Source organism: Streptomyces sp. a15, from assembly GCF_059026085.1.
The window spans coordinates 1-24,038 of sequence record NZ_JBWLKM010000048.1; the positions used below are offsets into that span (position 1 = coordinate 1).

Here is a 24,038-nt window from a genome sequence, read left to right on the forward strand (position 1 = left end):
AGGTGCCCGATGAGGTCGGGCACCGGGAGAAGTGGCGCCTGGCCCTGGACACACTCGACGAGCTGGCCGGGTGGGGGCTGGTGCCGCCGGTGGTGGTGGCAGACGCCGGCTACGGGCAGAACGCCGACTTCCGCGACGGCCTGAGCGAGCGGGCCATCGGCTATGTCGTGGCCGTCCGTTCGGACGTGACCGTGCACCCGCACAACGCGCAGCCCACCGCCCCGGTGTGGTCCGGCAACGGCCGCAAGCCGCAGCCCCGCTACCGGGACAAGCCGTCCTCTGTGTCCGTTCTGGCCGCTGGTCACGGGCGACAGGCGTTCACCGAGGTGACCTGGCGTGAAGGCTCCCGCGGGCCGATGAGCTCGGGCTTTCTGGCGCTGCGGGTGCGGCCGGCCGGTGTCCGGTCCCGCCGCCTGGCCCAGGCCGCCGCCACTGCGCAGGAGGGCTTGTGGGACGGCGTCCTGCCCGAGGTCACGCTGCTGGCCGAGTGGCCCGAGGGCGCCGAAGCACCCACCGACTACTGGCTGTCGAACCTGCCCGCCGACACCCCGGTGGCCGAACTGGTCCGTCTGGCCAAGATCCGCTGGCGCATCGAGCACGACTACCGCGAACTCAAGCACGCCCTCGGCCTGGACCACTTCGAGGGACGTTCCTGGGCGGGGTGGCACCACCATGTCACCCTGGTCACCGCCGCCCACGCGTTCCTCACCGAACAGCGCCTGGCCCCAAAAGCCGATACAGCGGACTCACCCTCTACCAGATCCTCGACACCATCCAAAACCTGCTGAACTGCTGGACCGGCACCTGCACCACCTGCCACCGCCCTCTGCCCAGAACATCCGCCACCAGCCCAAGCGGAAGAGCCAGAGCAACCTAACGGAGTCCTACTAGAGCTGTAAAGTTGAACGTGTTCAAATAGCTGCTGTGTGGGTGACCGCACAGCAGCTGGCGCGAGCACGCGGCAGGTACCGCCAGGAGGGCATCGTGGGGTCGGGCGCAGGCGTCATCATCTGGGCAGTGTTCTTCTTCTACGTGCTCCTCATGGCACCGTTCTGCATCCTTATCGGTGCGAAAACGTCCTCGCGCATGGGCTGGCTGATGGCAACTCCCCTGATCTTCCTGCCCCTCGCCCTATTGATCGCCGCGCTGATCCCTTGAGTGGCTCACCGGCTGCGCGACCTGGAACGGCCGACGCAGAAGCGGACGACCGTCCTCAAGCCGCGTAAGTGCGTGCTTCTGATCCCTGGTGGCCTTGGGCCTGTATGGCCGTCGTGACGAACATGGATCAGGGGCACCAGGTCTCGAGACGCCACCGGCGAACGGATGACGACCGGTGTCGCTCATGAGTCGGGCCGCGAGATCACCGAGCTGACCGCGGCGACACGGTCGGTCAGGTCGCCAGCAGGGATGTCGATGAGCTCGAAGCCGCACGCGCGGTAGCTCTCTTCGTGGATCTTCTCGAATACCAGCGACTCCTGGAAGCTGATCCGACGGGCACTGGTGGGCTCACAGAATCCCAGATTGCGGACGAAGAGCACCTGCCGCTCGTAGATCTCCTCGGCAGTGATCCGCTGGATCTCCGCCGTCAGCGCACGGGATACCGGCCGTCCCAGGTAGTTCGCGAGCGCGTGTGTGCAGACCGGCGACCGGTCGAACACCTGGACAGAGTCTGTGGCGGAGGCTCCCAACTGCCGTCGCTTCTGCAGATCGACGACCTCATCGATGAAGGATGCCCGTGTCCACGGCTCGCCCTCGCCCTGAGCCTGCGCTCGTGCGATGACTGCGGTCGCGGCTTCCTCGACACCTCGTAGCCATGCTTTGCCAGGCACCGCAGAATCGATGTCTTGCCCGCGCCGGGCGTGCCAGTGAGAACGTACCGTCGCATGCTCAGATGCCTTTCGTGCGTTGTGAGACAGGCCCACTGGTGCCTGACAGGCCTCTTGCGGAGGCATCGAGCCAGTGGAGCCCTGGGGGGATTAGAAGCTGTTGTTGTTCCGAATCTGAGGGCGATGTTTTCGCTGGTCAGGCATAGGGTCGGCGATTCAGTGGGAGTGGTGGCGTGTCGTGTCGTCGCTCCCCGGGAGGTCGCGGATGCCGTCGGTGGTCGGACTGCTGGAACAGCACGAGCTCGCTGCTCGTCGTCGTGTCGAGGGGTTGCGTGAGGAAGCCGATCGCATCCAGGCCGAGTTGGCCGCGGCCGAGGAGGAATGGCAGGAGTGGGTGATCGCCCGCAGGCGAGTGGGCACGGTCCTGGCTCCGGACGGCGGCAGCATCGCTGTCGAGGAGGTCGTCTCCGGACCGGTCGCGGGCTCGACGTCCCGGCAGGCGGCGAGGTCGAAGTCGCAGGTGCCGGTGTGGCATGAGGGGCTGGCCTGGTCGGTGCTCTCGGTGGACTACCAGCGCATTCTGCAGGCGGTCGCGGACCGGGACCGGCTTCATCAAGGTCCGCTGACCTGCCAGGAGATGGCCGCCGTGTTCGGCATGGACGTGGTGCCGGCCCGGGTGGAGGCGCTGCGGTCGAAGGCGAAGCGTCTGGTCGCGCGGGGCTGGCTGGCCGAGCGGCAGGCGGGCCGGTTCACGCTCGCTCAGGGTGTGGCCGGGCGAGGCGGCGGGTCATGAGCAGGGTCATCGACCAGTAGATCATCGCTTCGGCGCTGGTGGTGCGGCGCTCAAAGTCGCGTGCCAGGCGGCGGGTGCGCATCAGGTGGGCGAAGAGGCGCTCGACGATCCACCTCCTAATGAGGTTGTCAAGCTGCCGTGGTGACGGGGAGGTTGCTTTGGTAGCACTGTCCGTCACGGATGAGGGCCCACAGGACGTTCACGCGTCGGCGGGCCAGGGCGAGGACGGCCTGGGTGTGTCGCTTGCCTTCGGCGCGTTTGCGTTCGTAGAAGCGGCGCGACTGGTCGCAGCTGCGGATACTGATCAGCGCGGAGGTGTAGAAGACGCGTTGGAGGCCGCGGTTGTAGCGCCGGGGGCGGTGCAGGTTTCCGCTGATGTTGCCAGAGTCGCGTGGGACGGGGGCGACTCCGGCGAGGCTGGCGAGGCGGTCGGCTGTGCCGTAGCGGCTCATATCGCCGGCAGTGACCGCGAGGAACTCGGCGCCCAGCAGCGGGCCGATGCCGGGCATGCTGGAGATCACCTCGGCGAGCTCGTGCTCGCGAAACCGGGCCGCAATGAGCTTGTCGATCTCGCTGATCTGCTCGTTGAGGCTCATCACCTCCTTGGCCAGGGCGTGGATCACCTGTGCGGTGATCTTCTCCCCCGGGACCGCGGTGTGTTGGCGCTCGGCTGCCTCCAGCGCGGTCTCGGCCAGGGCTTCGGGGCTGCGCACGCTGCGGTTGCGCAGCCAGGCCACCAGCCGTTTCCCACCGGTCCGGCGCAGGGCGGCCGGGGTCTGGTAGCCGGTCAGCAGAATCAGAGGCCCGAGGTTGCCAAGATCAAGAGCTCGTTCCAACGCCGGGAAGATGCTGGTGAGTTGACCGCGAAGGCGGTTGATCCGGCGGGTGCGGTCGGCTGTCAGGTCGGTCCTGCGGTTGGTGAGGACGCGCAGCTCGATGGAGTGCTCGTCGTCCGGTCGCAGGATGGTCAGGTCCCGGCGCATCCGGGCCTGGTCGGCGATGACCGTGGCGTCCTTGGCATCGGTCTTGCCCATGCCCCGGTAGCCGGCCGAGGCCCGGTTGACCGCGAGGCCGGGTATGTAGACGAGGTGCTGGCCGTGGTTGAGGAGCACGCTGATCCACAGTGTGGCCATTCCGTCGGCGACGTCGACCGCCCAGACCACGTCCTCATCGATAGCCAGGACGTCGACGAGCAGGTCCAGCAGCTCCGGCTCGTCGTTCAGGACACGCCGCGACAGCAGCCGTTCGCCCTCGGTGTTGAGGACCACGCAGTGGTGATGGGTCTTGCCGATGTCCGTACCTGCCCAGATCTGGGCCACCAGTTCCTCCGGTCGTTCGATGACGCTCTGTCCTCCCGGACGACCTCGCCGGCGTGGTCCTACTCAGCGATCCGCTCGAAGGCGTTCGCAGCTCCTAATCAGCGGCCGAGTCGTCGTGAGACACCGGGCGGCCAGGTGGATAGAACCATCGAGGGCAACCGCTTGGAAGCCATACCCGGTGTCTCTGGGCCTCTGGACCTTACGACGGCCCGTCCAACCCACGAACAAGGTAGGACCGCCTGAACCCCCGGCTCACGAGGGGGGCATCGATGTCCTCATCAACAACGCAGGAGTTTACGAACCCCACATCCCCGCCGATCAGATTACGGCCGCTCACGCCGACGCGGTGTTCGAGGTCAATGTCATAGGGCTCGTCCGGGTGACCCACGCGTTCCTGCCCCTGCTGCGCAAGTCCGCGAGCCCGGTCATCGTCAACGTGTCGAGCGGTATGGGGTCGTTTGCGGCAACCCACGACCCCGAGCGCGTCGAGTCGAAGCCCGTCGCGCCGCTCTACACATCGTCGAAGGCTGCCGTGACCATGCTGACCACGCAGTACGCGAAGGCCTGGGCGGACGTGAAAGTGAACGCCGTCGACCCGGGCTACACCGCGACCGACTTCAACGGGCACAGCGGCCCGCAGACAGTCACCGAGGGGACCGACGCGATCGTCGAACTCGCCACCATCGGGGCGGACGGACCGACCGGGACCTTCCGCGACCGTCACGGTGCGGTGGCCTGGTGAAGACCGGCCGGTTCGACCCCCGTCCCAGCCAGACCGTCAGCGCGAAAGGAAAGACGCAACCATGAAAAGCACCGACACCGGACACGAGATCGTCTACAACGGCTTCGAGGGGCCGACCCTGGACATGACCCGCTGGTTCCACTTGAGCTTCCCACTCCCCGACGGCGCGACGTTCGTCGCCGATGAGCCGGGAGCCAAGGTCACGTTCGGCGATGGTGGCGTGCGGGTCGCCATTGACCAGTTCACCCAGAGCCACCCCGTCCAGATGGCCGACAACTGCAAGTTCCTCGTGCTCTCCACCGAGGACTTCGCCTTGCCCGAGGCGGGCAGGATCAGCTTCTCCGCCTCGATCGCAGCCGAGGCGATCAACGCGACGGCGTACGACTACCGAGACGGCTTTGCGGCCTTCGTGCTCTGCGACCCGGTCAACGGCTGGGTCTACGACCTGTGCACGAGCGGCGAGACCGCGTTCGCGATCACCGAACGCCTGGCGTACCACGGGGTGACCTCACCCTTCACCCGCGTGGTGAGCGACCCGCTGTTCGGCCCTTCCGCGACGCCCGGACAGCTCCACCACTGCGAGATCACCATCGACACTGCCGTCAAACGGATCACCTGGCAGATGGACGGAAAGACCGTTCACGAAGAGCTGGTCACCGAGCTCCCCGCGTCGCTCAAGATCGGCATGGGCATCTTCACCGTGCACCAGGTTGCAGATGGTGCCAGCACGTCCCTGCGTGGACAGGGACTCACCGCCAACTGGCGCGACCTCCGCGTCCGCAGCTGAACCGAGCGAGGTGCATGGCCTGGTGAACCACCTCTGAATCGGGACGTGACCGGGACGGACGAGGATGGCTTCGGACAACGGGCGGCAGCGGCCACCGGCGCTCAGGTGGGGTTTGTGCTGGTGAACCCGCCGCGCGAACGGCCCTGGCCCTTACCTCCCGCACCACCTCCGCCAGGTGGGCGAGAAGGCTCTGCCAGGGCGATTCGCCCTGCTGTTCTGCCGCTACGGCCCCTTTACCCCGGGCGTCGGTGGCGGATCGGGTCGGTCGAGATGGCCCAGTCGATTTCGTCCGCAGCGTTTGCGACGGTATGGACCTGCTGGAGCAGGCGTTCCGACGTGTCGTGTCGGCCGACCACAGCCGGTGGCGTTCGTCGTCGGCTTCATGAAGGCAGGATCAGTAGGTTACCAAACCACCTCGCATCGCAAGAGTGCGTCGCCGGTGCCATCGAATCGAATTCGGTCGCCGTTGAGGCGACTTGAGCAAGACACTCCTGGCCGAACGAGCCTCAGCCGATGCCTCCACCTGACGAGGGTCGTGAGCGCGCCGGCCGAGTAGTCCAACTGCGTCCGAGGCCGACGCGGTCGGCCGCTGTAGCGTCGTGTCCCCGGCACGGAGACGCGGGCCCGCCCTCCGATCCCACCTGACCGACGGCTGCCTCACCGCCACCGGCCTGGCTGTCGACCTACCGACCCCACCCTGAGAACCTCAGTAAACCGGCGGCTACGGTACGGGCGACCCTGGCCTCAGCAGCATGCACTCGACGCGTCCGCCGCCGACTGTTCCACCCCACCGCCGCTCAGTCCGCGATCGGGCGAACGGCCGCGTGCACCGCAGCGAAGACTCCACGGAGACGGGGCCGAAGACTGTGACGAACGCGGATGGCGGGCTTCTACCGCGTCGTCGCGCGCCGACGGGCCCTGCCGAGGCGTCGTCCTTGCTGTACGAGTGCCTGTACTTTCGGCTACGTCCGAGGTGTCAGACCCATCGCCCACCAGTCCGCAGCATGAACCCAGGCCCCCGAAGACGTCTGCCCAAGGCGAATCGCCCCCGGGAGCCCTTGCGAACGCGCGACGAATCCGGGGCCGTTTTCGGCGAACTCGTCGCCGATAACGGCCTGTTCAGGCGACTCCCTCAAGGTCCCTGCGGTCCGGGCCGGCGGTGGTGGCTTCCCGTCAGCGAGCGTTGATCGCGGCCGCGGTGGCGCGCAGGGCCCGGCCCGTACGGCGGAGATCGGCGTGGACCAGTCTGCCTCCGGCCTTCACGACCTTGCCTGCCACGAGGACCGTGTCCACGTTGTGCGGTTGTGCCTCCGTGACCACGGCCCCGATGGGGTCGCGCTCGGCGGTGAGCATGTTGAGGTCGTCCAGGCGGAGCATGATGACGTCGGCCTGCTTGCCGGGGCGCAGCGAGCCGGTGCGGTCGGCCAGTCCCATCGCGGCGGCACCGTCCAGGGTGGCCATCCGCAGGACGTCCTTGGCGGTCAGCCCGGGGTCTTCGGCGATCTGGCCGGCGAGGTGTGCTGCCCGCATCGTGGAGAACATGTCGCCGGGGGCGAAGGCGACGGTGTCGATGCCGGTGCCGGTGGTGATACCGGCGCGTCGTAGGCGGCCTGCCTCGTCGCCGGGCGTGGCCGAGGCGGTGGCGCCCGAGTCGGCGATCAGCTTCAGTTCGTCGTCGCCGATGCCGTTGGCGTGGACGTAGAGGGTTTTCTCGCGGAGGAGGCCGGCCTCGCGCAGGGCGAAGATGGGATGTTCGTTGGCGGGGCTGCTGGCGAGGTGGATCGTCAGCGGCAGGTCCAGCTCGTCGGCTATGCGCCAGTCTTTGGCCACCGTCTCCATCGGGGTGGACAAGGGGCCGAGCGGGGCGTACGCCATGGTGACGAGCGCGTTGTCGTCGGCCAGACGCTCGCGGATCCGGCGGACGTCGGCGAGCTTCCCGCCCCCGGTGACGTTGACCGGGGTGCCGTAGCCGAAGACCGCACGCAGCCCCGCCGACTGCAGTGCGTCGACGGCGGCGTTCGCGAGTTCCGGCGAGTACGCGATGTGCGCGAAGTCCAGCTGGGTGGTGATGCCGGAGTCGAGGCACTCCAGCGCGCCGGCCAGGGTCGCGATGTGCACGTCCTGCGACCGGAACTTCGGGCCGACCTGCCCCAGAAGGCGGAAGTAGGCGCCGAGATCGATGTCGATGGCCGCGCTGCGCAGCGCTGAGTGCCACACGTGCCGATGGGTGTCCACGAAGCCCGGGAGCACGATGCGGTCGGTGGCGTCGATGACCATCGCGCCTTTGGGGCGGAGGTTGCGCCCGACGGCGGTGATCCTGCCCTCCTCGATCAGGACGTCGGTGTGGGCGTGGGCGACCGGCTGGGGCTCGGTGTCGATGACGTGGCCGTTGCGGATCAGGATGCGGCCCTTCGGTATGCCACGGCTCATCTCTTGCGCCGCATGTGCTGAGCCGGTGGGTCGACTTCCGCCGGGAGCCGCGGCCGCCGGCGATGCGGTCAGAGTGGCTGCGGCTGCGGCTGCCCCGGTCAGCAGGTTTCGGCGAGGCAGATTCATGGTTCGTCTCCGTTGTCTCGGCAGGGCTGGGGTGGGCAAGGCAAGACGTGCCGCTGGTGGTTCGTGGCGTGCGAGCAGTAAGGCATTTCGTTGGTGAAAGTGGCCTGTGGCGTAAGGGCGACGGCGACATCGGATCCCGTCGACGTGTGGCTCAGCCGTGTCAGGCGGACTTGCCTGACGCCGCGCACACGCCCCCTGCTCAAGAAGCGTTCCAAGGCACCCTGAAGGCCGAGGACACGGCCGTGTGGGAAGGACGGTTGCGCAGGACCACGTAGGTCCTGTCGCTCTCCAGCGGGGTGGGGGCGCGCCTACCGCTGGTCGCAGCTCTTCCTTGCTTTGGCCGGATCGAGCCTTTCACGCAGGGAGTGGAGCAGGGGGTGCGGTGGTCGACGGACGGGATGTCCTTCTCGCCGTCGATGCCCAGGGCGGCGGTACTGGTCGTCGATGAGGGATCCGAAGGCATGATCAGTCCTCTTTCGCGGATCTGGAACACGTCAGGACGGTCCTGCAGACGGATGTGGTGGGGGCGCGGCACAACCGGGGCTGAACAGGTCAGACGCGCACCTACGCGTGCCGGTCGCGCAGACCACCGGTGTCCACGCCGTATGCGGCCACCCGTGATGGACGACCTAACCGGACAGTCGTCCGTTACGAGAACGAAGGTAGCGGACAGCAGTCCGGTCAGCAAGGCTTCGGGTGTGATCCCGGAGGAGGATGGGCGGAGTTGAGGAGCATGGTGCCCAGCGGTCGGACGCGCACCACGCAATCGCGAGCGCGTCCTGGAGGTGTACCGGCATGAAGTGGGTACCGGGCGTGAGGTACGGCAACCCACCGAGGGTGCGGCGCACAGGAGCCTGAAGAACCCTTCGTCCGGGATGACCGCCGACGACATCCTCCTCGCCGTCGCAGACATCTGGTAGGTGCGCGCGGGCCCCTTCTCGGCGGGCGGCCCGGTGGCGTGGCGTCGGCGGACGCTGTCACGGTGGACGACTCCGGCGACGACCCACAGCCCCGCTCCCAATCTTGGGCCCGTACTCCGGCCACGAGCCGCTGACGCTCGATCTCCGCGTCGCTGAAGGCCAACGAAACACCCGCGCCTCGAGTCTTGCCTTTTCGTCAGGTTCGGTAGGGGACGGCTTCACCGGTCGACGTGGGGTGGGTGATCTCTCGGGGACCGGTGACTTGCGCAGGGCTGCTCCATGCGACGTTTGCCGAGGTGAGCGGTGCATTCGGCCGCGAACTCGGCGATCGCCGTCAGGGCGATGGAGCGCATGGTGCGTGCCTTCTCTGTCAGGCGCATCAGCCGGGCGCGGGCGTCCGCAGGCAGCGGCCGGGCCGACGTGGCGTTGTGGTGTCATGTGCCCGCTCGTATGCCAGGACCGGCGAAGCCGGACTGATACGCGATCACGACGAGTTGGGCACGATGCCGGGCGCCGAGTTTGGCCATGATGCGGTTCACGTGGGTCTTGATGGTCCAGGGCGAGACGTGGAGTCGTTCCCCGATGGCGTCGTTGGAGAGGCCGGCGGCGACGAGGCCGAGTACCTGCCTCTCGCGTGCGGTCAGGGTCTTCAGCTCCGGCGCCGGAACACTCGTGGGGTCCGGTACAGCGAGGTAGCGGGCGATGAGGGCCTTGGTCGCCCTGGGGGACAGCAGTGCCTCCCCCCGGGCGATCAACCGGATGGCGTACAGGAGGTCGGCGGGCTCCACGCCCTTTCCGAGGAACCCGCTGGCCCCGGCGCGCAGCGCCTGGAAGACGTACTCGTCGGCTTCGAAGGTTGTCAGGATCAGCACCCGTACGCCCACGAGGTCCTCGTCGGCCGTGATGGCGCGGGCGGCGGCGAGGCCGTCCATGTCGGGCATCCGGATGTCCATCAGGACGACGTCGGCGCGGGTGCTGCGGGCCAGGTCGACCGCCTCGCGGCCCGTCGCGGCTTCCCCGACGACCTCGATGTCCGGCTCCGACTGGAGGAAAATGCGAAAACTGGAGCGGACGAGGGTCTGGTCGTCGGCGAGCAGTATGCGGACGGTCATCTCTGCCTCCTCTGTGTGGCGGTCGCACGCGACGCTGTCCCGGGCCGATGTGATGGCGTGTCGGCCGCCTGTGCTTCGGCTGTGGGCGCCGGCAGCCGTACGTCCAGGCGGAACCGGCCCTCGGCGTCCGCTCCGGCGCGAGCGGCTCCGGCCGCCGCGGGCACCGGCCACGGGCTGAGGTCTTCTGCGTCATCAGCCGGCTTCGCCGTTGATCGCTAGCGGGCGTCCCCTGCCACGCGGCGCGCAGCCGCCGTAGACCGTCGGGGAGGGCATGCAGGTCGCGTGGCCGCACCATCCCCGCGACCATCAGCTCTCGAATGCGAAGCCACGGGGCAAGTGGCCGACCTGGTGATTGCCTTGGCACCGACCAGGACCATGCAGGCGGCCGGCGGCCTAGGGCGGAGCGACCTCTCCGTGGAGGCCGCTCCGTCGGCTTCCGGGGAGGAACCAGCCCTCGACTTCGGCCCGTTCCTGCCGGCCGTGTCTCATGGCACTCGGGTCCAGGCGCCGTACTGCAGTACGCCGAGGGCCTGGCTGCCCTGTTCCAGCACGGCCTTCTCCAACTGGTCCTCCAGGGTGTCGTCGGCGACGAGACCAGCGGGCAGGGACAGGCCCACCTTCGCCAGCACCGGTTCGAGGACGCGCAGAGAGTACGCCAGCCATGGGAAGAGCGGCGAGTCCGCGCCCGCCGCGACCGGCCCCTGGCACTCGACCGTCGGGCTGGGCAGTCCGGCATCGAGGAAGGCGCGGTTCAGCCGTCGCCCGAAGTCCGGCGGCGTTCCGGTGGCCTCGTACACCTTGGTGAGGAGTTGGTAGCTGTCGTCCCACAGCGGGACCGGCGGCCACGTGGGGTTCTGCACGCCGAAGTCGAACTCGTGGAACACCAGGATCCCGCCCGGCCGCAGGAAACGGGCGAACCGGTGGAGTGTGACGGCGGGGTCCTTCTGGTACGGCAGGACGTAGCGGCCCACCACGGCGTCGAAACGCTCCGTGGTGTCGAAGTCGTCGAGTTCGGTGACCTCGAACTCAAGGCTTCCGTCGAAGCCTTCGTTCCGCGCCCTGCGGCGGGCCTTGTCCGTGGTCACCGGGTCGCGGTCGATGCCCAGGACCCGGCCACGCGGTCCCACGATCTCGGCGGCCAGCATCGAGACGTCACCCATCCCCGAACCGAGGTCCAGGACGGACATCCCGGGCCTCAGACCGCCCAGGCGCAGGAAGCGATCCGTCGAGGAACGCAGAATCCGCGCCTGCAGCATGAGACGCCGGTGTTCCAAGTCCGAGCTTCCGAGCAGGTAGTCGGCGTGTGAGTCGGCCGCCCCAGTGGTCGGCATGGTGTGTTCGTTCATCGGATACCTCCGAGGAAACCCCGGCCTTCAGGCCGGGGAGGAATCGGACTCCTGCGGAGCAGGGCAGGGGGCTGGGATTCGCCGCCAGGGTGGATCGCAGTGCTCTGACTCGCAGATTTGGACTTGACCAGTAGTGGCTCTAGTTTGTGAGCATGGCCACGAACCACGTGAAGCGGGCGTTCAAGTACCGCTTCTATCCGACGGATGCGCAGGCAGCTGAGCTGTCGCGCACCTTCGGATGCGTGCGCAAGGTCTACAACATGGCGCTCGACGCCCGTACGCAGGCATGGACGCGGCAGGAGCGGATTAACTACACCCAGACCTCCACGCTGCTGACCGCGTGGAAGAGGACCGAGGAACTGGCCTACCTGGGCGAGGTGTCGTCGGTTCCGCTCCAGCAGGCGCTGCGGCACTTGCAGGGGGCGTTCACCAACTTCTTCGGCAAGCGCGCGAAGTACCCGCGCTTCAAGTCGCGGAAGAAGTCCCGCAAGAGCGCCGAGTACACCACCAGCGGTTTCCGCTTCCGTGAAGGCAGGCTGACCCTCGCCAAGATGGCGGAGCCGCTGCACATCGTGTGGTCCCGGCCGCTCCCTGAGGGCGCGACGCCGTCCACGGTGACCGTGTCCCAGGACGCGGCCGGGCGCTGGTTCGTGTCGATGCTCTGCGACGACACGACCACCTTGGCCCCGCCCACCACGAATGCGGTCGGCATCGACGCGGGGATCACGTCCCTGGTGGCCCTCTCCACCGGGGAGAAGATCACCAACCCGAAGCACGAGCGCAAGGGCCGCATCCGGCTCGCCAGGGCCCAGCGGGAACTGTCCCGCAAGGCCAAGGGTGATGGCGCCAACCGGGCCAAGGCCCGCCGGAAGGTCGCCCGCGTCCACGCCCGGATCGCCGACCGGCGCCGGGACTTCCTGCACAAGCTGACCACTCGGCTCGTCCGTGAGAACCAAACGGTCGTGATCGAGGACCTGACCGTCCGCAACATGGTCAGGAACCGCAAGCTCGCCCGCGCCATCTCCGACGCGGCGTAGAGCGACATGCGGACGATGCTGGAGTACAAAACCGCCTGGTACGGGCGGGAACTCGTGGTCGTCGACCGCTGGTTCCCCAGCTCGAAACTGTGCGGTGCCTGCGGCACGATCCGGGCGAAGCTGCCGCTCAACGTCCGTACGTGGACGTGTGAGTGCGGCGTGGTCCACGACCGGGACGTGAACGCCGCGAAGAACATTCTGGCCGCCGGGCTGGCGGTGTCTGTCTGTGGAGCCGGTGTAAGACCACAACGGGAGTCCTCCCGGACGGGGCAGTCGGCGATGAAGCAGAAACCCCCACGGCGCGAGCCGTAGGAATCCCCCTCGTTTACGAGGGGGGAAGTCAATCTCTTTCCCGTTCTTCGTGGGGTTCCGGGCTTCCGGGCTTCCGGGCGGGGGTGAGGACGGGCGGGCGACATTGACCGTTCACGTGGTGGCCGAGGAATCTGCCGCTGCGGACGAGTGCGGCTGCGTGGTCGATCGCGCCGAAGGCGATCACGGTGGTGGCACGTACGACTCGACGAACAGGGTGAGGCTGCCGGGCCTGGGCGAGTCGTCCTCCGACAGGTCGAGCGTGCCGCTCCGACCGCTTTCAGCAGGGCGTGTGCCTTGGCTGCCGCCGACCGGTCCAGCTCCGGGGGCCGTCGAGTCCACCCTCGTACGAGCCGTCGGGGCGCACGAGGAGGGCGGTGCCGACCTTGTCGGCGGGGCCGCGCACCACCCGGACGAGTGCTGCTGGTTCACCGCGGGCGGCGGCCAGCAGAGCGGACGGGCACACGCGAGGGCGGCGCAGGGCGTGTACGGGCCGTTGCCGCTCACCGGTACGACGGTGGCGACGGCGAAGGTCCGGGCCGCTTCGATCCAACTGCTCAACTCTTCGGCGATGTAAAGCATCGGGAGCCCCCGCGGTCAGGACCCGGTCGGGCCGGAGCGGCAGGGGGCGGCGGGGCACGCCGGTCGCGTGTTCCTCGATCATCGCGGCGGCCGAGCAGATCTGTCCCGGCGTGCGGTAGCCGTGCTGATGGCCGTCCAGGTCGAGGAATGCCTGCCGCACCCGCTGGTGCAGCCGCTAGACGGCCACCAGCAATCCGGCAGCGGTGATCTCCCGGCCCTCGGCCGCCACCGCGAGTTGCGGACTGGAAATGGTTCGGCGCCCGTCGAGCAGGACGGTGCGGGGCACCACGCTGTCCTGGGTAGCAGCCCTTCTTGGTGCCAGTCAGCCCCAAGGACTCGCGCAGAGCGTCGAGCAGCAGCGTGGTGCGGTTGTCGAAGAGCAGTGTGTGTTTCTCGCTGTTGGTGTGCAACGTGACGATGCTGGTCGTCGAAGGGGCCATCGTCAGCCTTCTTTCACAGAGCGGGAATGGGTCACCGACACAGGTCGCGCGCACCTCCGGCCACCCGCCAGGCCCGTGGCCGTTGCGGATGGAACCAACCGGACCGTAGTCCGCTTGGTGGGCAGAAACGTAACGGACGGCTGTCCGGTTGGCAAGGCGAACAGCGAACGGACCCGCAGCAGCACCACCGTGTGGTCGCCGGCAGCGCACTCGTCCGCGATCTCGGAGCCGAGCCGGCCCGTCGCGCCGCCGACGAGGACGGCGTCCTCCTCGGTCATCCTCCGCTCGACGCCCGCGAAGCGGTCTGCGGTCCGCGCCGCGAGGGAGCGCGCCACGGAGTCCCCCTCGGCCAGGACGCTGACGCGGAGTCGGCCGAGGCGACGCAGCCGCGGCCATGTCGTGGACGTGCGCTGTCGCAGACCGGGACCAGCCGGGCGCCAGGGACACGAGGTGAATGAGCTGACCGCCATCCCGACCGGAACGCCGTTGTCGCCGAGCGGCACCGGGCCGACGCCACGAGCCGGAGGCGTCTCACAGTGAGACCCATCCCATCGTTGCCGACCGGCATGCTCAGGACGACGCGTCAATGCGGAGCCTGAGGAGTGGGGGCGGACATGGCGAAACAGTCGTGGGGGCACCGAGAGCGGCTGCTGGCCCTGGGCGGGTTCGGGGTCCTGCTGGCGGTGTGCGGTGCGGTGGCGACGGTGGCAGGTGCCCCGTCCGGCCCCGGAATCGCCCTCACGGGTGCCGTACTCGGCTGCTGGGAGGCGTGCGGGCTGTGGCTGTGGAACTCCTGGACCGGAGGACCGAGGAAGTGCACACGACGCTGACAGCGTCCCCTCGTCGGACCGGACGCTGCGGGCGCCACGTCACCTCCCGGTGTCACCCCTTCTCCGGTCCCGGTGTCATCCCTTCTCCGGCCCCAGCCGGATCCCGTACGCCGTGATCTTGCGGTAGATCGTCGCCCGGGAGATGCCCAGCGCCTTTGCCGCCCTCGCCTTGTCTCCGCCGTGGTCGAGGAGGGACTGGACGATCAGGTCGCGTTCTGTGGACTCCCAGGCGGACAACGGGTGTTGAGCCTGGGAGAGCAAGGAAGGCGGAAGGTCGGACTCCTCGATCAGAGAGCCCGACCGGTGCGCCTCCGCGTAGCGGAGCGAGCCGTCGAGCTGGCGGACGTTCCCTGGCCAAGGCGCCCGGGAGAGGGCCCGCAACGCGCCGTCCGTGCACCGCACGCCTGAGCTGTCGCCGCCGTGGCTGGCCAGCAGGCAGGTCACGAGCGCGGGGATGTCACCCGTACGGTGCCGCAGCGGCGGGACGGTCACCCCGGCCCCGAACCGCGCCCCCAGCACGAGAGCGGCATCCGCCTGCCGGGACGCGGCCACCGGGTCGGCACCCGGCAGCGCTTCGACGCCCGCGCCGGGCAGCCTGGGCCGGTCGTGGGTGAGCAGCGCGGCCACCCAGCCGGAACGCCCGGCCGTGGTACGCAGCACCCCGTCGAGCTGCCCGAGCACGTGGGCGGACAGCAGATCGAGGTGCCGTAGCACGACCGTGCCGCGGTCCTCGGACAGATCCCGGAAGACGGCCTGCAGCCACGCCCCCGCGCCGCCGCCCCTCGCGTCCGCCGCGTCGTGCACGCCGATCGGCGCCGTGGGCGCCACATGCCGGTGCACGGCCCGGACCAGCGCATGCTTGCCGGTGCCCGCCTCCCCGTCCACCAGCGTCCAGTGTCCCTGCAGACAGCGGCGGACCAACTGACCGACGGCACCGCGGAACACAGGGCTCGAACCGCTGATGCCGGCCAGCCGCGGCACCCGGACCACGGGGCGCGGGGCGGACTCGTCCCGCTCCGCGACCAGCCGCAGTTCGATCAGATACGCGGCAGGGTGTCCGTCGGGCACATCACCCTCCACCTGGCGGCCCCTCAGCTGCACGGTCCGCCCGTCGCTGAGGAGCATCCGCTGCTCGCGCGGCCCGGACGGATGGGCGGCGAGTTCCCGCAGCCGCCGGTGGTCGTCCGGGCCGAGCATCTCCGTCGCGGCCACGTCGGCGAGCAGCAGACCGTCGGTGAGCGTGACCAATGCCCTGCGCGAGCTCTGCCGAGACGTAAGGAAAGCGCGAAGTGCCGCTCGTTCGCGTTCCGAACCGATGTCGAGCAGCCGCTCCTCGATGTCGGCGGCGGCCTCCTGGACCAGCGCCACCATCAGTGGCGAGGCGGTGTGCTGCCAGGACGTCAGATCGATCAGGCCGAGCACCCGGCCACTGACCGGATTGCGGATGGGCGCCGCGGCACACGACATCTGCTGCAACTGATCGGAGAAGTGCTCCGAGCCATACACCATCGCCGTACGTCCGTCCTCGGCAGTGGTGCCGATGCCGTTCGTGCCGACGTACTCCTCGGCGTAGCTGAAGCCGGGTGCGAGGCTGATGTCGTCGAGATGCCGGTGCAGTGCCCGGTCGCCGGTCCTGCGCTCACGCACCCGTCCCTTGGAGTCCGTCAGGATGAGGCACATCGGGGTGCCCTGAAGCGCGTCGGAGAGCCGGTCGAGGACCGGTCGGGCGGCCGTGGCGAGCCGGGAGTGCGGGTCGAAGTTGGCGTTGTAGGGGGCCTGGATGCGGTCGGCGTCCACGCCGAAGAAGCGTGAGCGTTGCCAGGAGTCGAGGATGGGCGGGCGCACCTCGGAGGACGAGACGTCCCCGCCCTCCAGGAACCGGACGCGCTCACGGACGGGGTTGAGGTGCGGGACGGGGCGGCCCTGGCCGAGCAGGGAGCCGGTGTGCGACCGTCTCGCCGTCTCCAGGGGTTCCACGGGTTCCACAGGTTCCATCGGCTCTGCGCCTTCTGCCGTGCGATGACTCTCGGGGTTCCGGCATTTCCCGCACGTTAAGCCCGGGGGTCCGATAGTGGCCATACCCGGGATGTGACGCCTGTCTCAACGTGAGACGCGCGGCTGCCGCACGCGCCCCGACGATGGTCGACGTCCCGGTCACCGACGGCAGTGCGCCGCCACGAGCGCCGGGCCGAACGAGGTCCCCTCCCTCCGACACCGGCCGTGCCGGGAGCCGGAGGGAACCCCCATCGCTGCCGAGTCAGCCGGAGGAGTATCACCCGTGAGCCGACAGAGCCTGAGCAAGGCGCACAAGAAGATCACCGAGTTGTCGTGGGATCCGACGTTCGCGACGCCTGCCACCCGCTTCGCGACCGACTACCGTTTCGACAAGGCCCCCAAGAAGGACCCGCTCAAGCAGGTCCTGTGCTCCTACTTCCCGATGGAGGAGGAGAAGGACAACCGGGTCTACGGCGCGATGGACGGCGCGATCCGCGGCAACATGTTCCGCCAGGTCCAGGAGCGCTGGATGGAGTGGCAGAAGCTGTTCCTGTCCATCATTCCCTTCCCCGAGATCAGCGCCGCCCGCGCGATGCCGATGGCGATCGGCGCGGTGCCCAATCCGGAGCTGCACAACGGGCTCGCGGTGCAGATGATCGACGAGGTACGTCACTCGACGATCCAGATGAACCTCAAGCGCCTCTACATGAACCACTACATCGACCCCGCCGGGTTCGACATCTCCGAGAAGGCGTTCGCCAACTGCTACGCGGGCACCATCGGCCGGCAGTTCGGCGAGGGGTTCATCACCGGAGACGCGATCACCGCCTCCAACGTCTACCTGACGCTGGTGGCGGAGACGGCCTTCACCAACACCCTGTTCGTGGCCATGCCCGCCGAGGCCGCCGCCAACGGCGACTACCTGCTGCCCACCGTGTTCCACTCGGTCCAGTCGGACGAGTCCCGCCACATCTCCAACGGCTACTCGATTCTGCTGATGGCGCTGGCCGACGAGGGCAACCGGCAACTCCTGGAGCGTGACCTGCGCTACGCCTGGTGGAACAACCACTGCGTGGTGGACGCCGCCATCGGCACGTTCATCGAGTACGGCAGCAAGGACCGCCGCAAGGACCGCGACAGCTACGCCGAGATGTGGCGCCGCTGGATCTACGACGACTACTACCGGTCGTACCTGATCCCGCTGGAGAAGTACGGCCTGAAGATCCCGCACGACCTCGTCGAGGCGGCGTGGAAGCGGATCTGGAACGACGGCTACGTCCACAAGACCGCCCAGTTCTTCGCCACCGGCTGGCCGGTGAACTTCTGGCGCATCGACGGGATGACCGACGACGACTTCGAGTGGTTCGAGTCCAAGTACCCCGGCTGGTACGCCGAGTACGGCGCCTGGTGGGAGGCGTACAACCGGATGCGGCATCCCGGTGCCAACAAGCCGATCACCTTCGAGGACGTCGGCTATCAGTACCCGCACCGCTGCTGGTCCTGCATGGTGCCCTGCCTGGTCCGGCAGGACATGGTGGTCGACAAGGTGGACGGGCAGTGGCGTACGTACTGCTCGGAGACCTGCGCGTGGACCGACACCACCGCGTTCCGGCCCGAGTACGAGGGCCGTCCCACCCCGTCGATGGGACGCCTCACCGGTAAGCGCGAATGGGAGAGCTGCTACCACGGGCAGGACCTCGCCGACATCGTCCAGGACCTCGGTTACGTTCGCGACGACGGCAAGACGCTGATCCCGCAGCCGCACCTGGACCTCGACGACCCGAAGAAGCTGTGGACGCTCGACGACATCCGCGGCAACACGCTTATCAGCCCCAACGTGGCGCTCAACGAGATGTCCGACGAGGAGCGCGAGGCGCACGTCGCGGACTACCGCAGCCGCACCAACATCACACCGTCGAGGCCCTGACCGAACCCCAGGCAGGGGCGGCGACGTACCCGTCGCGGGGTCGCCGCCCCGGAAGGCTGGTCCTTGTGGGCGACAAGCACCGCATCCGATTCGAACCGGTCGGCATCGAGATCGAGGCCGACGAGGAAGAGACCGTACTGGACGCCGCGTTCCGCCAGGGCGTCAATCTCATGCACGGCTGCAAGGAGGGCCAGTGCTCGTCCTGCAAGTCCTTTCTGCTCGACGGCGACCAGCAGATGGAGCGCTACTCCACCTTCGCGCTCGCCGACTACGAGAGCGAGGAGGGATACGTCCTGCTGTGCCGCGTGCACGCTTATGGCGACCTCAGCGTCGAACTCATCAACTACGACGAGGAGATGCTCCTCTCCGGCATCCCACCGCGTGAGGCCCGCACCACCGTCGCCGCGGTACAGCCGCTCACCCACGACATCGTCCGGCTCGGCCTGCTGATCGACCCGGCTGACGAACTGCCGTACCGCACCGGGCAGTATCTGGACATCCAGGTGCCCGGTACCGACCAGTGGCGGTCGTTCTCCATGGCGGGCCTGCCCGCCGAAGGGCCCGGTGGCCAACTGGAGTTCATCATCAGGCGCTACCCCGGCGGCCTGTTCTCCGGGCTGCTCGACGGTGTCCTGACCCCGGGAGACCCGCTCACGGTCAAGGGTCCCTACGGCACCTGCGTGATGCGGGACGCACCGGACCGTGACCTGATCCTGCTCGCGGGCGGCGCCGGCATGGCGCCGATCCTGGCCCAGCTGCGCGGCCTGGCCGCCACCGGCAGCGCCCGGCGCACCCGGTTCTACTACGGGGCGCGCACCCAGCGGGACCTGTTCGCGCTCGACGAGATCGCCGAACTCGGTCGCGGCCTCAGCGACTTCGCCTTCGTACCGGCCCTGTCCGAGGACGGAGCGGGCGCGTACGAGCAGGGGCTGATCACCGAGGTCGTCGACCGGCACGAGGGCGACCTGTCGCGGGCCGACGCCTACCTGTGCGGCCCACCGCCGATGTGCGACGCCGCTTTCGAGCTGCTCACCGGCAAGGGCATGCCCGAGGAGCGGATCTTCCTGGACAAGTTCACCACGTCCACCGACGCCTGATCCGCGCCCACACCTGACCTACTGACCACTGCGAGGAGCCGTACGCATGACCACTCAAGCCGACAAGCCGGCCAAGGCCGAACGCAGCTTCCCCAAACCGCAGTTCACCGACGCCGAAGCCGGAGCTCTCGTCTTCCCGAGCTCCACCAGCCGTACCTTCTCCTACTACAAGCCGCAGAAGATGCGGGCCAGCATGTACGAGGACGTCACCTTCGACGTCCAGCCCGACCCGGAGCGCCACCTGCTGCAGGGCTGGATCTACGGCTTCGCCGACGGCTCCTCGGGCTACCCGCAGGACTGGACCGCCGTCAAGTCCTCGGACTGGCACCGCTTCCTCGACCCCAACGAGGAGTGGGAGCAGACGATCTACCGCAACAACGCCAACGTCGTGCGGCAGGTCCAGCAGAACCTCGCCAACGCTCGCAAGGCCGAGGCCTACGGGCAGTGGAGCCGCTCCTGGAGCACCTTCGTCGAGCGGCACGTCGGCGCGTGGATGCACGCCGAACAGGGCCTGGGCATGCACGTGTTCGTCGCGATCCAGCGCTCCGCGCCCACCAACATGATCAACAACGCGCTCGCGGTGAACAGCGTCCACAAACTCCGCTTCGCCCAGGACCTCGCGCTGTACAACCTCGACATCGAGGAGCAGCTCGACGGCTTCGACGGCTCCGCCCACCGGCAGGTGTGGCAGTCGGACCCCGCCTGGCAGGGCGTGCGGGAGAACACCGAACGGCTCACCGCCGTCCAGGACTGGGCCGAGGCCCTGTTCGCCACGAACCTCGTCTTCGAGCCCCTCGTCGGCGAGCTGTTCCGCAGTCACCTCGTCCTGCAGATCGCCGCCCGCAACGGCGACTACACCACCCCGACCGTGATGGGCGCCGGCGAGAACGACTACGACCGCGACCTGCGCTACACCCGGGCCCTGTTCACCCTGCTGCTCGGCGACGCCACTCACGGCGCAGGCAACAAGCAGGTCGTCCAGGAGTGGCTGGAGCGCTGGGCGCCGGTGAGCCTCGATGCCGCACGCCGGCTGCAGCCGCTGTGGTCGCAGCCCGCCGAGAAGCCCGTCCGCTTCGAGGACAGTCTCGACCGCGCCAAGGAGCGCTTCGCCCGCCTCCTCGAGGACCTGGGCCTTGAGGCACCCGCCGACCGCACGAGTGAGAGGACCGCCCAGTGACCACCGCCCCGCAGCCGTTCAGCGCCGACCGCACCTCGTCGAACATGTGCGGCGTGACGCTGATGAACAACCAGAACGGCCATGTCGTCGCCGATGTGATGCGCGCCAAGGAGAACGTCACTGTCACCGACTTCCCGTCGATGATCCGCGTCGACGGCGAGCGGGTGCTCACCTTCGACTTCGAGGAGATCTCGGGCGCCCTCGGCTTCGAATTCGACGTTTCCGACTTCGAGGAGATCATGTCCACCCACTACGGGCGCATGGTCCACCTCGACGACCGCACGGTGCTCTTCGCCAACCCCGAGGACGCCGCCGAGTACATCGACTTCGACCTCAGTCCGGTCGACTGATTCCCGGAGGAGGGGTCACATGTACCGCAAGGACGGCGTCGACTACTTCATCGTCGACGGTCACATTCACTTCTGGGACGCCAGCGAGGAGAACACCGCCAACAAGTACGGCGAGGGCTTCATCCGCTGCTTCTACGACTACCAGCGCAACCTCAGCCCCCAGGAGTGGGTGTGGCCGCTGGAGAAGTTCCGCAAGTACAGCGAACAGGACCTGGTCCACGACCTCTTCGACACCGGATACGTCGACTGGGGCATCTTCCAGCCCACGTACCTCAACGAGTTCTACCGCGACGGTTTCAACACCACCGAGCGCAACGGTCAGTTGGCCCGCAAGTACCCCGACCGGCTTATCGTCAACGGCGCTTTCGACCCGCGTGAGGGCGAGGCCGGCCTGGAGCGGCTGCGGAAGCTGCACGCCGAGTGGAACCTGCGGGGCGTCAAGCTCTACACCGCCGAATGGCGCGGCTCCTCCAAGGGCTGGAAGCTGAGCGACGCCGAGGCACAGGACTACCTGGCGCTCTGCCAGGAGCTCGGCATCCGCAACGTTCACGTCCACAAGGGCCCCACCATCTGGCCGCTGAACAGGGATGCGTTCGACGTCGCCGACATCGACCACGCGGCCACCGCCTTCCCCGGGCTGAACTTCATCGTGGAGCACTCCGGGCTGCCCCGCCTGGAGGACTTCTGCTGGATCGCCGCCCAGGAACCCAACGTGTACGCGGGCCTGTCCGTGGTCATGCCGTTCATCCACTCCCGCCCTCGCTACTTCGCCCAGATCATCGGCGAACTGCTGTACTGGCTCGACGACAACCGGATCGTGTTCGGCAGCGACTATGCGATCTGGAGCCCGAAGTGGCTGATCGAGAAGTTCGTCGACTTCCAGATCCCCGAGGACCTCCAGTCCGAGTACGGCGTCCTCACCACCGACGCCAAGCGCAAGATCCTCGGCCTCAACCACGCGCGCCTGTACGACCTGAAGGTCCCCGGGAGCGCCCAACTGCCCGTTGCCGCCTCGGTGACGGCATGACTGCCGTCACCGAGGCGGTCGACCGGGTCACCGCCGTCAACACGGCACTGGCGGCGGTGCTCGACCCGGAACTCGACCGCCCCATCACCGAACTCGGCTTCGTCCGCTCCGTCAGCGTCGGCGCCGACGGCTCGGTGGAGGCCAGACTCCGGCTGCCCACCTACTTCTGCGCTCCCAACTTCGCCTGGCTGATGGTGGAGGACGCCCGGCGCGAGCTGGCCCGGCTGTCCTGGGTGGGGGAGTGCACGGTGGTCCTGGAGGACCACTTCGCCTCCGATGAGATCAACCAGGGCGTGGGCTGCGAAAAGTCGTTCGCCGAGGCGTTCCCGGGGCTCGCCGATCCCGACCGCATGCAGGAGCTGCGCGCCGTCTTCCTACGCAAGGGGCACCTGGCAGCCCAGGCCCGGCTCGGCAAGCGGCTGCTGGAGCGGGGCTGGGCCCACCGGCAGCTGGCCGACGCGGTCCTGGGCGACCTGCCCGAGCGCCTGACGGTGACGCTGCGCCGCCGACGCGCCCTGCTCGGCCTCCCGGCGGACGTGTCGGCGCCGCTGTTCACCGACAACGAGGGGCACGCCGTGCCCTCCGCCGGTGTGGAGCGGCACCTGCTCATGGGCCGTACAGCCGGTGTCGGTATCGGCGCCAACACCGAGTTCTGCGAGGGCCTGCTGGCCACTCGTTACGCGCCGGCCGGCTGGACGGAAGTACGACGTGGAAGGGAGGAAACGTCATGAAAGCCGTACGACTGCACCAGTACGATCACCAGCTCCAGCTCGACGAGGTGCCCGACCCGGTGATCTCCTCACCGCTGGACGTGATCGTGAAGATCGGCGGCGCCGGTGTGTGCCGTACCGACCTGCACATCATCGAGGGCCAGTGGGAGGCCAAGAGCGGGGTGGGCCTGCCGTACGTCCAGGGGCACGAGAACGCGGGCTGGGTCGCGGAGGTCGGATCCGCTGTCACCTCTGTCGCTCCCGGCGACCCGGTGATCCTGCATCCGCTTGCCACCTGCGGACTGTGCGCCGCCTGCCGGCGAGGCGACGACGTGCACTGCGCGGCGAGCGCCTTCCCCGGCATCGACTCCGACGGCGGCTTCGCCGAGTACCTGCGGACCAACGCCCGCGCGGTCGTCCCGCTCGATGCGGGCCTCGCCCCGGCCGACGTGGCCGCGCTGGCCGACGCGGGCCTGACGGCGTACCACGCCGCGAAGAAGGCGGCCCGCACGCTCGCTCCGGGAGACAAGGCCGTGGTGATCGGCGCGGGCGGGCTCGGACACATCGGCATCCAGGTGCTGCGCGCGCTCACCCCCGCCGAGCTGATCGTCGTCGACCGGTCGGCGCAGGCACTGAAGCTCGCCGAGACGCTCGGCGCGCACCACACGGTCGTCGGCGACGGCAGCCAGGTCGACCAGGTCGCCGAACTCACCGGAGGGCAGGGCGCCGAGGCCGTGCTCGACTTCGTCGGCGAGGGCGGCGCCCTGGAGGACGGAGTACGGATGCTGCGCCGGGCCGGCGACTACTACGTCATCGGTTACGGCGGAACCCTGTCCGTACCGACCATCGACATCATCTCCACCGAGATCAACTTCATCGGAAACCTGGTCGGCTCCTACACCGACCTGGTGGAGCTGATGGAGCTCGCGGCACAGGGACTGGTCACGCTCCACACCGTCACCTACCCGCTGGCCGACTTCGGCCGCGCCCTGGACGACCTGAACCAGGGCCGGGTGCGCGGGCGCGCCGTGCTCGTGCCCTGATCCGCACCCCCGAGCAGGTGGCGGCGGCCGATCCGTGGACCTTCGTTCACGAGGGTCGGCGCACCGCGGAAACCGCACACCCGGCCGCCGCCACCGCCCCGTACGCCCGCCGC

At 68.6% G+C, this 24,038-nt stretch carries 22 protein-coding genes and 2 pseudogenes; 14 read left to right on the plus strand and 10 right to left on the minus strand.

Going from position 1 to position 24,038, the window contains the following annotated elements; translation table 11 throughout:
• Positions 1-788 (plus strand): IS701 family transposase (locus AC5P09_RS34365; RefSeq protein WP_493877625.1); only part of this gene is annotated, 788 nt, incomplete at its 5' end.
• Between the two features lie 142 nt (positions 789-930).
• Positions 931-1,158 carry a hypothetical protein gene (locus AC5P09_RS34370; RefSeq protein ID WP_493877626.1) on the plus strand — a complete coding sequence of 76 codons (228 nt, stop codon included), beginning with the start codon at positions 931-933 and terminating at the stop codon, positions 1,156-1,158.
• Positions 1,159-1,340: 182 nt separating this feature from the next.
• Here the strand turns inward: AC5P09_RS34370 and AC5P09_RS34375 are convergent, their stop codons facing one another.
• On the minus strand, positions 1,341-1,952 hold the full coding sequence (locus AC5P09_RS34375) for an ATP/GTP-binding protein (RefSeq protein ID WP_493877627.1): 612 nt from the start codon (positions 1,950-1,952) through the stop codon (positions 1,341-1,343).
• A gap of 139 nt (positions 1,953-2,091) precedes the next feature.
• Here AC5P09_RS34375 and AC5P09_RS34380 point away from each other — a divergent pair, with 139 nt between their 5' ends.
• Entirely contained in the window at positions 2,092-2,619 is a 528-nt protein-coding gene (locus AC5P09_RS34380; protein ID WP_493877628.1) for a hypothetical protein, read from the plus strand.
• Here the strand turns inward: AC5P09_RS34380 and AC5P09_RS34385 are convergent.
• A complete protein-coding gene (locus AC5P09_RS34385) occupies positions 2,576-2,701 on the minus strand; it encodes a hypothetical protein (protein WP_493877629.1) in 126 nt (41 codons plus the stop codon). The two genes, AC5P09_RS34380 and AC5P09_RS34385, sit on opposite strands and share 44 nt — an antisense overlap.
• 46 nt (positions 2,702-2,747) lie before the next feature.
• Positions 2,748-3,938 (minus strand): IS110 family RNA-guided transposase, encoded by a 1,191-nt coding sequence (locus AC5P09_RS34390; protein WP_493877630.1) that lies wholly within the window; start codon positions 3,936-3,938, stop codon positions 2,748-2,750.
• 19 nt (positions 3,939-3,957) lie between these two features.
• On the opposite strand from AC5P09_RS34390, the gene AC5P09_RS34395 reads away from it, so the two are divergent.
• Positions 3,958-4,680: an SDR family NAD(P)-dependent oxidoreductase gene (locus AC5P09_RS34395; RefSeq protein WP_493877631.1), complete on the plus strand. Its 723-nt coding sequence runs from the start codon at positions 3,958-3,960 to the stop codon at positions 4,678-4,680.
• A 61-nt stretch (positions 4,681-4,741) separates the two neighbouring features.
• Positions 4,742-5,467: a DUF6081 family protein gene (locus tag AC5P09_RS34400; protein ID WP_493877632.1), complete on the plus strand. Its 726-nt coding sequence runs from the start codon at positions 4,742-4,744 to the stop codon at positions 5,465-5,467.
• A 1,173-nt stretch (positions 5,468-6,640) separates the two neighbouring features.
• Here AC5P09_RS34400 and AC5P09_RS34405 read toward each other — a convergent pair.
• From AC5P09_RS34405 to AC5P09_RS34415, 3 genes are all read right to left on the minus strand, one after another.
• Positions 6,641-7,897, minus strand: coding sequence for an amidohydrolase family protein (locus AC5P09_RS34405; RefSeq protein WP_493877633.1), 1,257 nt, complete (start codon positions 7,895-7,897; stop codon positions 6,641-6,643).
• A gap of 1,480 nt (positions 7,898-9,377) precedes the next feature.
• Complete coding sequence (locus AC5P09_RS34410) at positions 9,378-10,055, minus strand: response regulator (protein ID WP_493877634.1); 678 nt, start codon at positions 10,053-10,055, stop codon at positions 9,378-9,380.
• A gap of 485 nt (positions 10,056-10,540) precedes the next feature.
• Positions 10,541-11,401 carry an SAM-dependent methyltransferase gene (locus AC5P09_RS34415; RefSeq protein ID WP_493877635.1) on the minus strand — a complete coding sequence of 287 codons (861 nt, stop codon included), beginning with the start codon at positions 11,399-11,401 and terminating at the stop codon, positions 10,541-10,543.
• A 152-nt stretch (positions 11,402-11,553) separates the two neighbouring features.
• On the opposite strand from AC5P09_RS34415, the pseudogene AC5P09_RS34420 reads away from it, so the two are divergent.
• A pseudogene (locus tag AC5P09_RS34420) lies at positions 11,554-12,750 on the plus strand (RNA-guided endonuclease InsQ/TnpB family protein).
• Between the two features lie 277 nt (positions 12,751-13,027).
• On the opposite strand, the gene AC5P09_RS34425 reads toward AC5P09_RS34420, so the two are convergent.
• The 3 genes and pseudogenes from AC5P09_RS34425 to AC5P09_RS34435 form a co-directional block, all read right to left on the minus strand.
• Positions 13,028-13,387, minus strand: a complete 360-nt coding sequence (locus AC5P09_RS34425) for an XdhC family protein (protein ID WP_493877680.1) — start codon at positions 13,385-13,387, stop codon at positions 13,028-13,030.
• A pseudogene (locus AC5P09_RS34430) lies at positions 13,382-13,769 on the minus strand (CoxS/CutS family dehydrogenase iron-sulfur subunit); the annotation flags it as partial. The gene AC5P09_RS34425 and the pseudogene AC5P09_RS34430, both read right to left, overlap by 6 nt.
• Positions 13,770-13,771: 2 nt before the next feature.
• On the minus strand, positions 13,772-14,407 hold the full coding sequence (locus tag AC5P09_RS34435; RefSeq protein ID WP_493877636.1) for a flavin reductase family protein: 636 nt from the start codon (positions 14,405-14,407) through the stop codon (positions 13,772-13,774).
• On the opposite strand from AC5P09_RS34435, the gene AC5P09_RS34440 reads away from it, so the two are divergent.
• Positions 14,384-14,599, plus strand: a complete 216-nt coding sequence (locus tag AC5P09_RS34440) for a hypothetical protein (protein ID WP_493877637.1) — start codon at positions 14,384-14,386, stop codon at positions 14,597-14,599. The two genes, AC5P09_RS34435 and AC5P09_RS34440, sit on opposite strands and share 24 nt — an antisense overlap.
• Before the next feature lie 75 nt (positions 14,600-14,674).
• On the opposite strand, the gene AC5P09_RS34445 is transcribed toward AC5P09_RS34440, so the two are convergent.
• Entirely contained in the window at positions 14,675-16,594 is a 1,920-nt protein-coding gene (locus AC5P09_RS34445) for a sigma-54-dependent Fis family transcriptional regulator (protein WP_493877638.1), read from the minus strand.
• 283 nt (positions 16,595-16,877) lie between these two features.
• On the opposite strand from AC5P09_RS34445, the gene AC5P09_RS34450 reads away from it, so the two are divergent.
• The 7 genes from AC5P09_RS34450 (at position 16,878) to AC5P09_RS34480 (ending at position 23,925) form a co-directional block, all read left to right on the plus strand.
• On the plus strand, positions 16,878-18,521 hold the full coding sequence (locus tag AC5P09_RS34450) for a ferritin family protein (protein ID WP_493877639.1): 1,644 nt from the start codon (positions 16,878-16,880) through the stop codon (positions 18,519-18,521).
• A gap of 65 nt (positions 18,522-18,586) precedes the next feature.
• Entirely contained in the window at positions 18,587-19,618 is a 1,032-nt protein-coding gene (locus AC5P09_RS34455) for an FAD-binding oxidoreductase (RefSeq protein ID WP_493877640.1), read from the plus strand.
• Positions 19,619-19,664: 46 nt separating this feature from the next.
• Complete coding sequence (locus AC5P09_RS34460; RefSeq protein ID WP_493877641.1) at positions 19,665-20,795, plus strand: aromatic/alkene monooxygenase hydroxylase subunit beta; 1,131 nt, start codon at positions 19,665-19,667, stop codon at positions 20,793-20,795.
• Positions 20,792-21,145 (plus strand): propane 2-monooxygenase effector subunit MimD, encoded by a 354-nt coding sequence (gene mimD, locus AC5P09_RS34465; RefSeq protein ID WP_493877642.1) that lies wholly within the window; start codon positions 20,792-20,794, stop codon positions 21,143-21,145. The genes AC5P09_RS34460 and mimD overlap by 4 nt, the downstream gene beginning before the upstream one ends.
• A 19-nt stretch (positions 21,146-21,164) precedes the next feature.
• Complete coding sequence (locus tag AC5P09_RS34470) at positions 21,165-22,172, plus strand: amidohydrolase family protein (protein ID WP_493877643.1); 1,008 nt, start codon at positions 21,165-21,167, stop codon at positions 22,170-22,172.
• On the plus strand, positions 22,169-22,903 hold the full coding sequence (locus tag AC5P09_RS34475) for an iron-sulfur cluster assembly protein (RefSeq protein ID WP_493877644.1): 735 nt from the start codon (positions 22,169-22,171) through the stop codon (positions 22,901-22,903). The genes AC5P09_RS34470 and AC5P09_RS34475 overlap by 4 nt, the downstream gene beginning before the upstream one ends.
• Positions 22,900-23,925, plus strand: a complete 1,026-nt coding sequence (locus AC5P09_RS34480; RefSeq protein ID WP_493877645.1) for an NAD(P)-dependent alcohol dehydrogenase — start codon at positions 22,900-22,902, stop codon at positions 23,923-23,925. The genes AC5P09_RS34475 and AC5P09_RS34480 overlap by 4 nt, the downstream gene beginning before the upstream one ends.
• Positions 23,926-24,038: the final 113 nt, after the last annotated feature.

Excerpts from the sequence above, each read along its gene's own strand:
- AC5P09_RS34395 (WP_493877631.1), top strand. The coding sequence starts at position 3,958 with ATGACGCTCTGTCCTCCCGGACGACCTCGCCGGCGTGGTCCTACTCAG.
- AC5P09_RS34460 (WP_493877641.1), top strand. The coding sequence starts at position 19,665 with ATGACCACTCAAGCCGACAAGCCGGCCAAGGCCGAACGCAGCTTCCCC.
- AC5P09_RS34475 (WP_493877644.1), top strand. The coding sequence starts at position 22,169 with ATGACTGCCGTCACCGAGGCGGTCGACCGGGTCACCGCCGTCAACACG.
- AC5P09_RS34375 (WP_493877627.1), bottom strand. The coding sequence starts at position 1,952 with ATGCCTCCGCAAGAGGCCTGTCAGGCACCAGTGGGCCTGTCTCACAAC.
- AC5P09_RS34405 (WP_493877633.1), bottom strand. The coding sequence starts at position 7,897 with ATGAGCCGTGGCATACCGAAGGGCCGCATCCTGATCCGCAACGGCCAC.
- AC5P09_RS34445 (WP_493877638.1), bottom strand. The coding sequence starts at position 16,594 with ATGGAACCTGTGGAACCCGTGGAACCCCTGGAGACGGCGAGACGGTCG.
- AC5P09_RS34470 (WP_493877643.1), top strand. The coding sequence starts at position 21,165 with ATGTACCGCAAGGACGGCGTCGACTACTTCATCGTCGACGGTCACATT.
- AC5P09_RS34385 (WP_493877629.1), bottom strand. The coding sequence starts at position 2,701 with ATGCGCACCCGCCGCCTGGCACGCGACTTTGAGCGCCGCACCACCAGC.
- AC5P09_RS34380 (WP_493877628.1), top strand. The coding sequence starts at position 2,092 with ATGCCGTCGGTGGTCGGACTGCTGGAACAGCACGAGCTCGCTGCTCGT.
- AC5P09_RS34400 (WP_493877632.1), top strand. The coding sequence starts at position 4,742 with ATGAAAAGCACCGACACCGGACACGAGATCGTCTACAACGGCTTCGAG.
- AC5P09_RS34415 (WP_493877635.1), bottom strand. The coding sequence starts at position 11,401 with ATGAACGAACACACCATGCCGACCACTGGGGCGGCCGACTCACACGCC.
- AC5P09_RS34440 (WP_493877637.1), top strand. The coding sequence starts at position 14,384 with ATGGCGAAACAGTCGTGGGGGCACCGAGAGCGGCTGCTGGCCCTGGGC.
- AC5P09_RS34480 (WP_493877645.1), top strand. The coding sequence starts at position 22,900 with ATGAAAGCCGTACGACTGCACCAGTACGATCACCAGCTCCAGCTCGAC.
- AC5P09_RS34410 (WP_493877634.1), bottom strand. The coding sequence starts at position 10,055 with ATGACCGTCCGCATACTGCTCGCCGACGACCAGACCCTCGTCCGCTCC.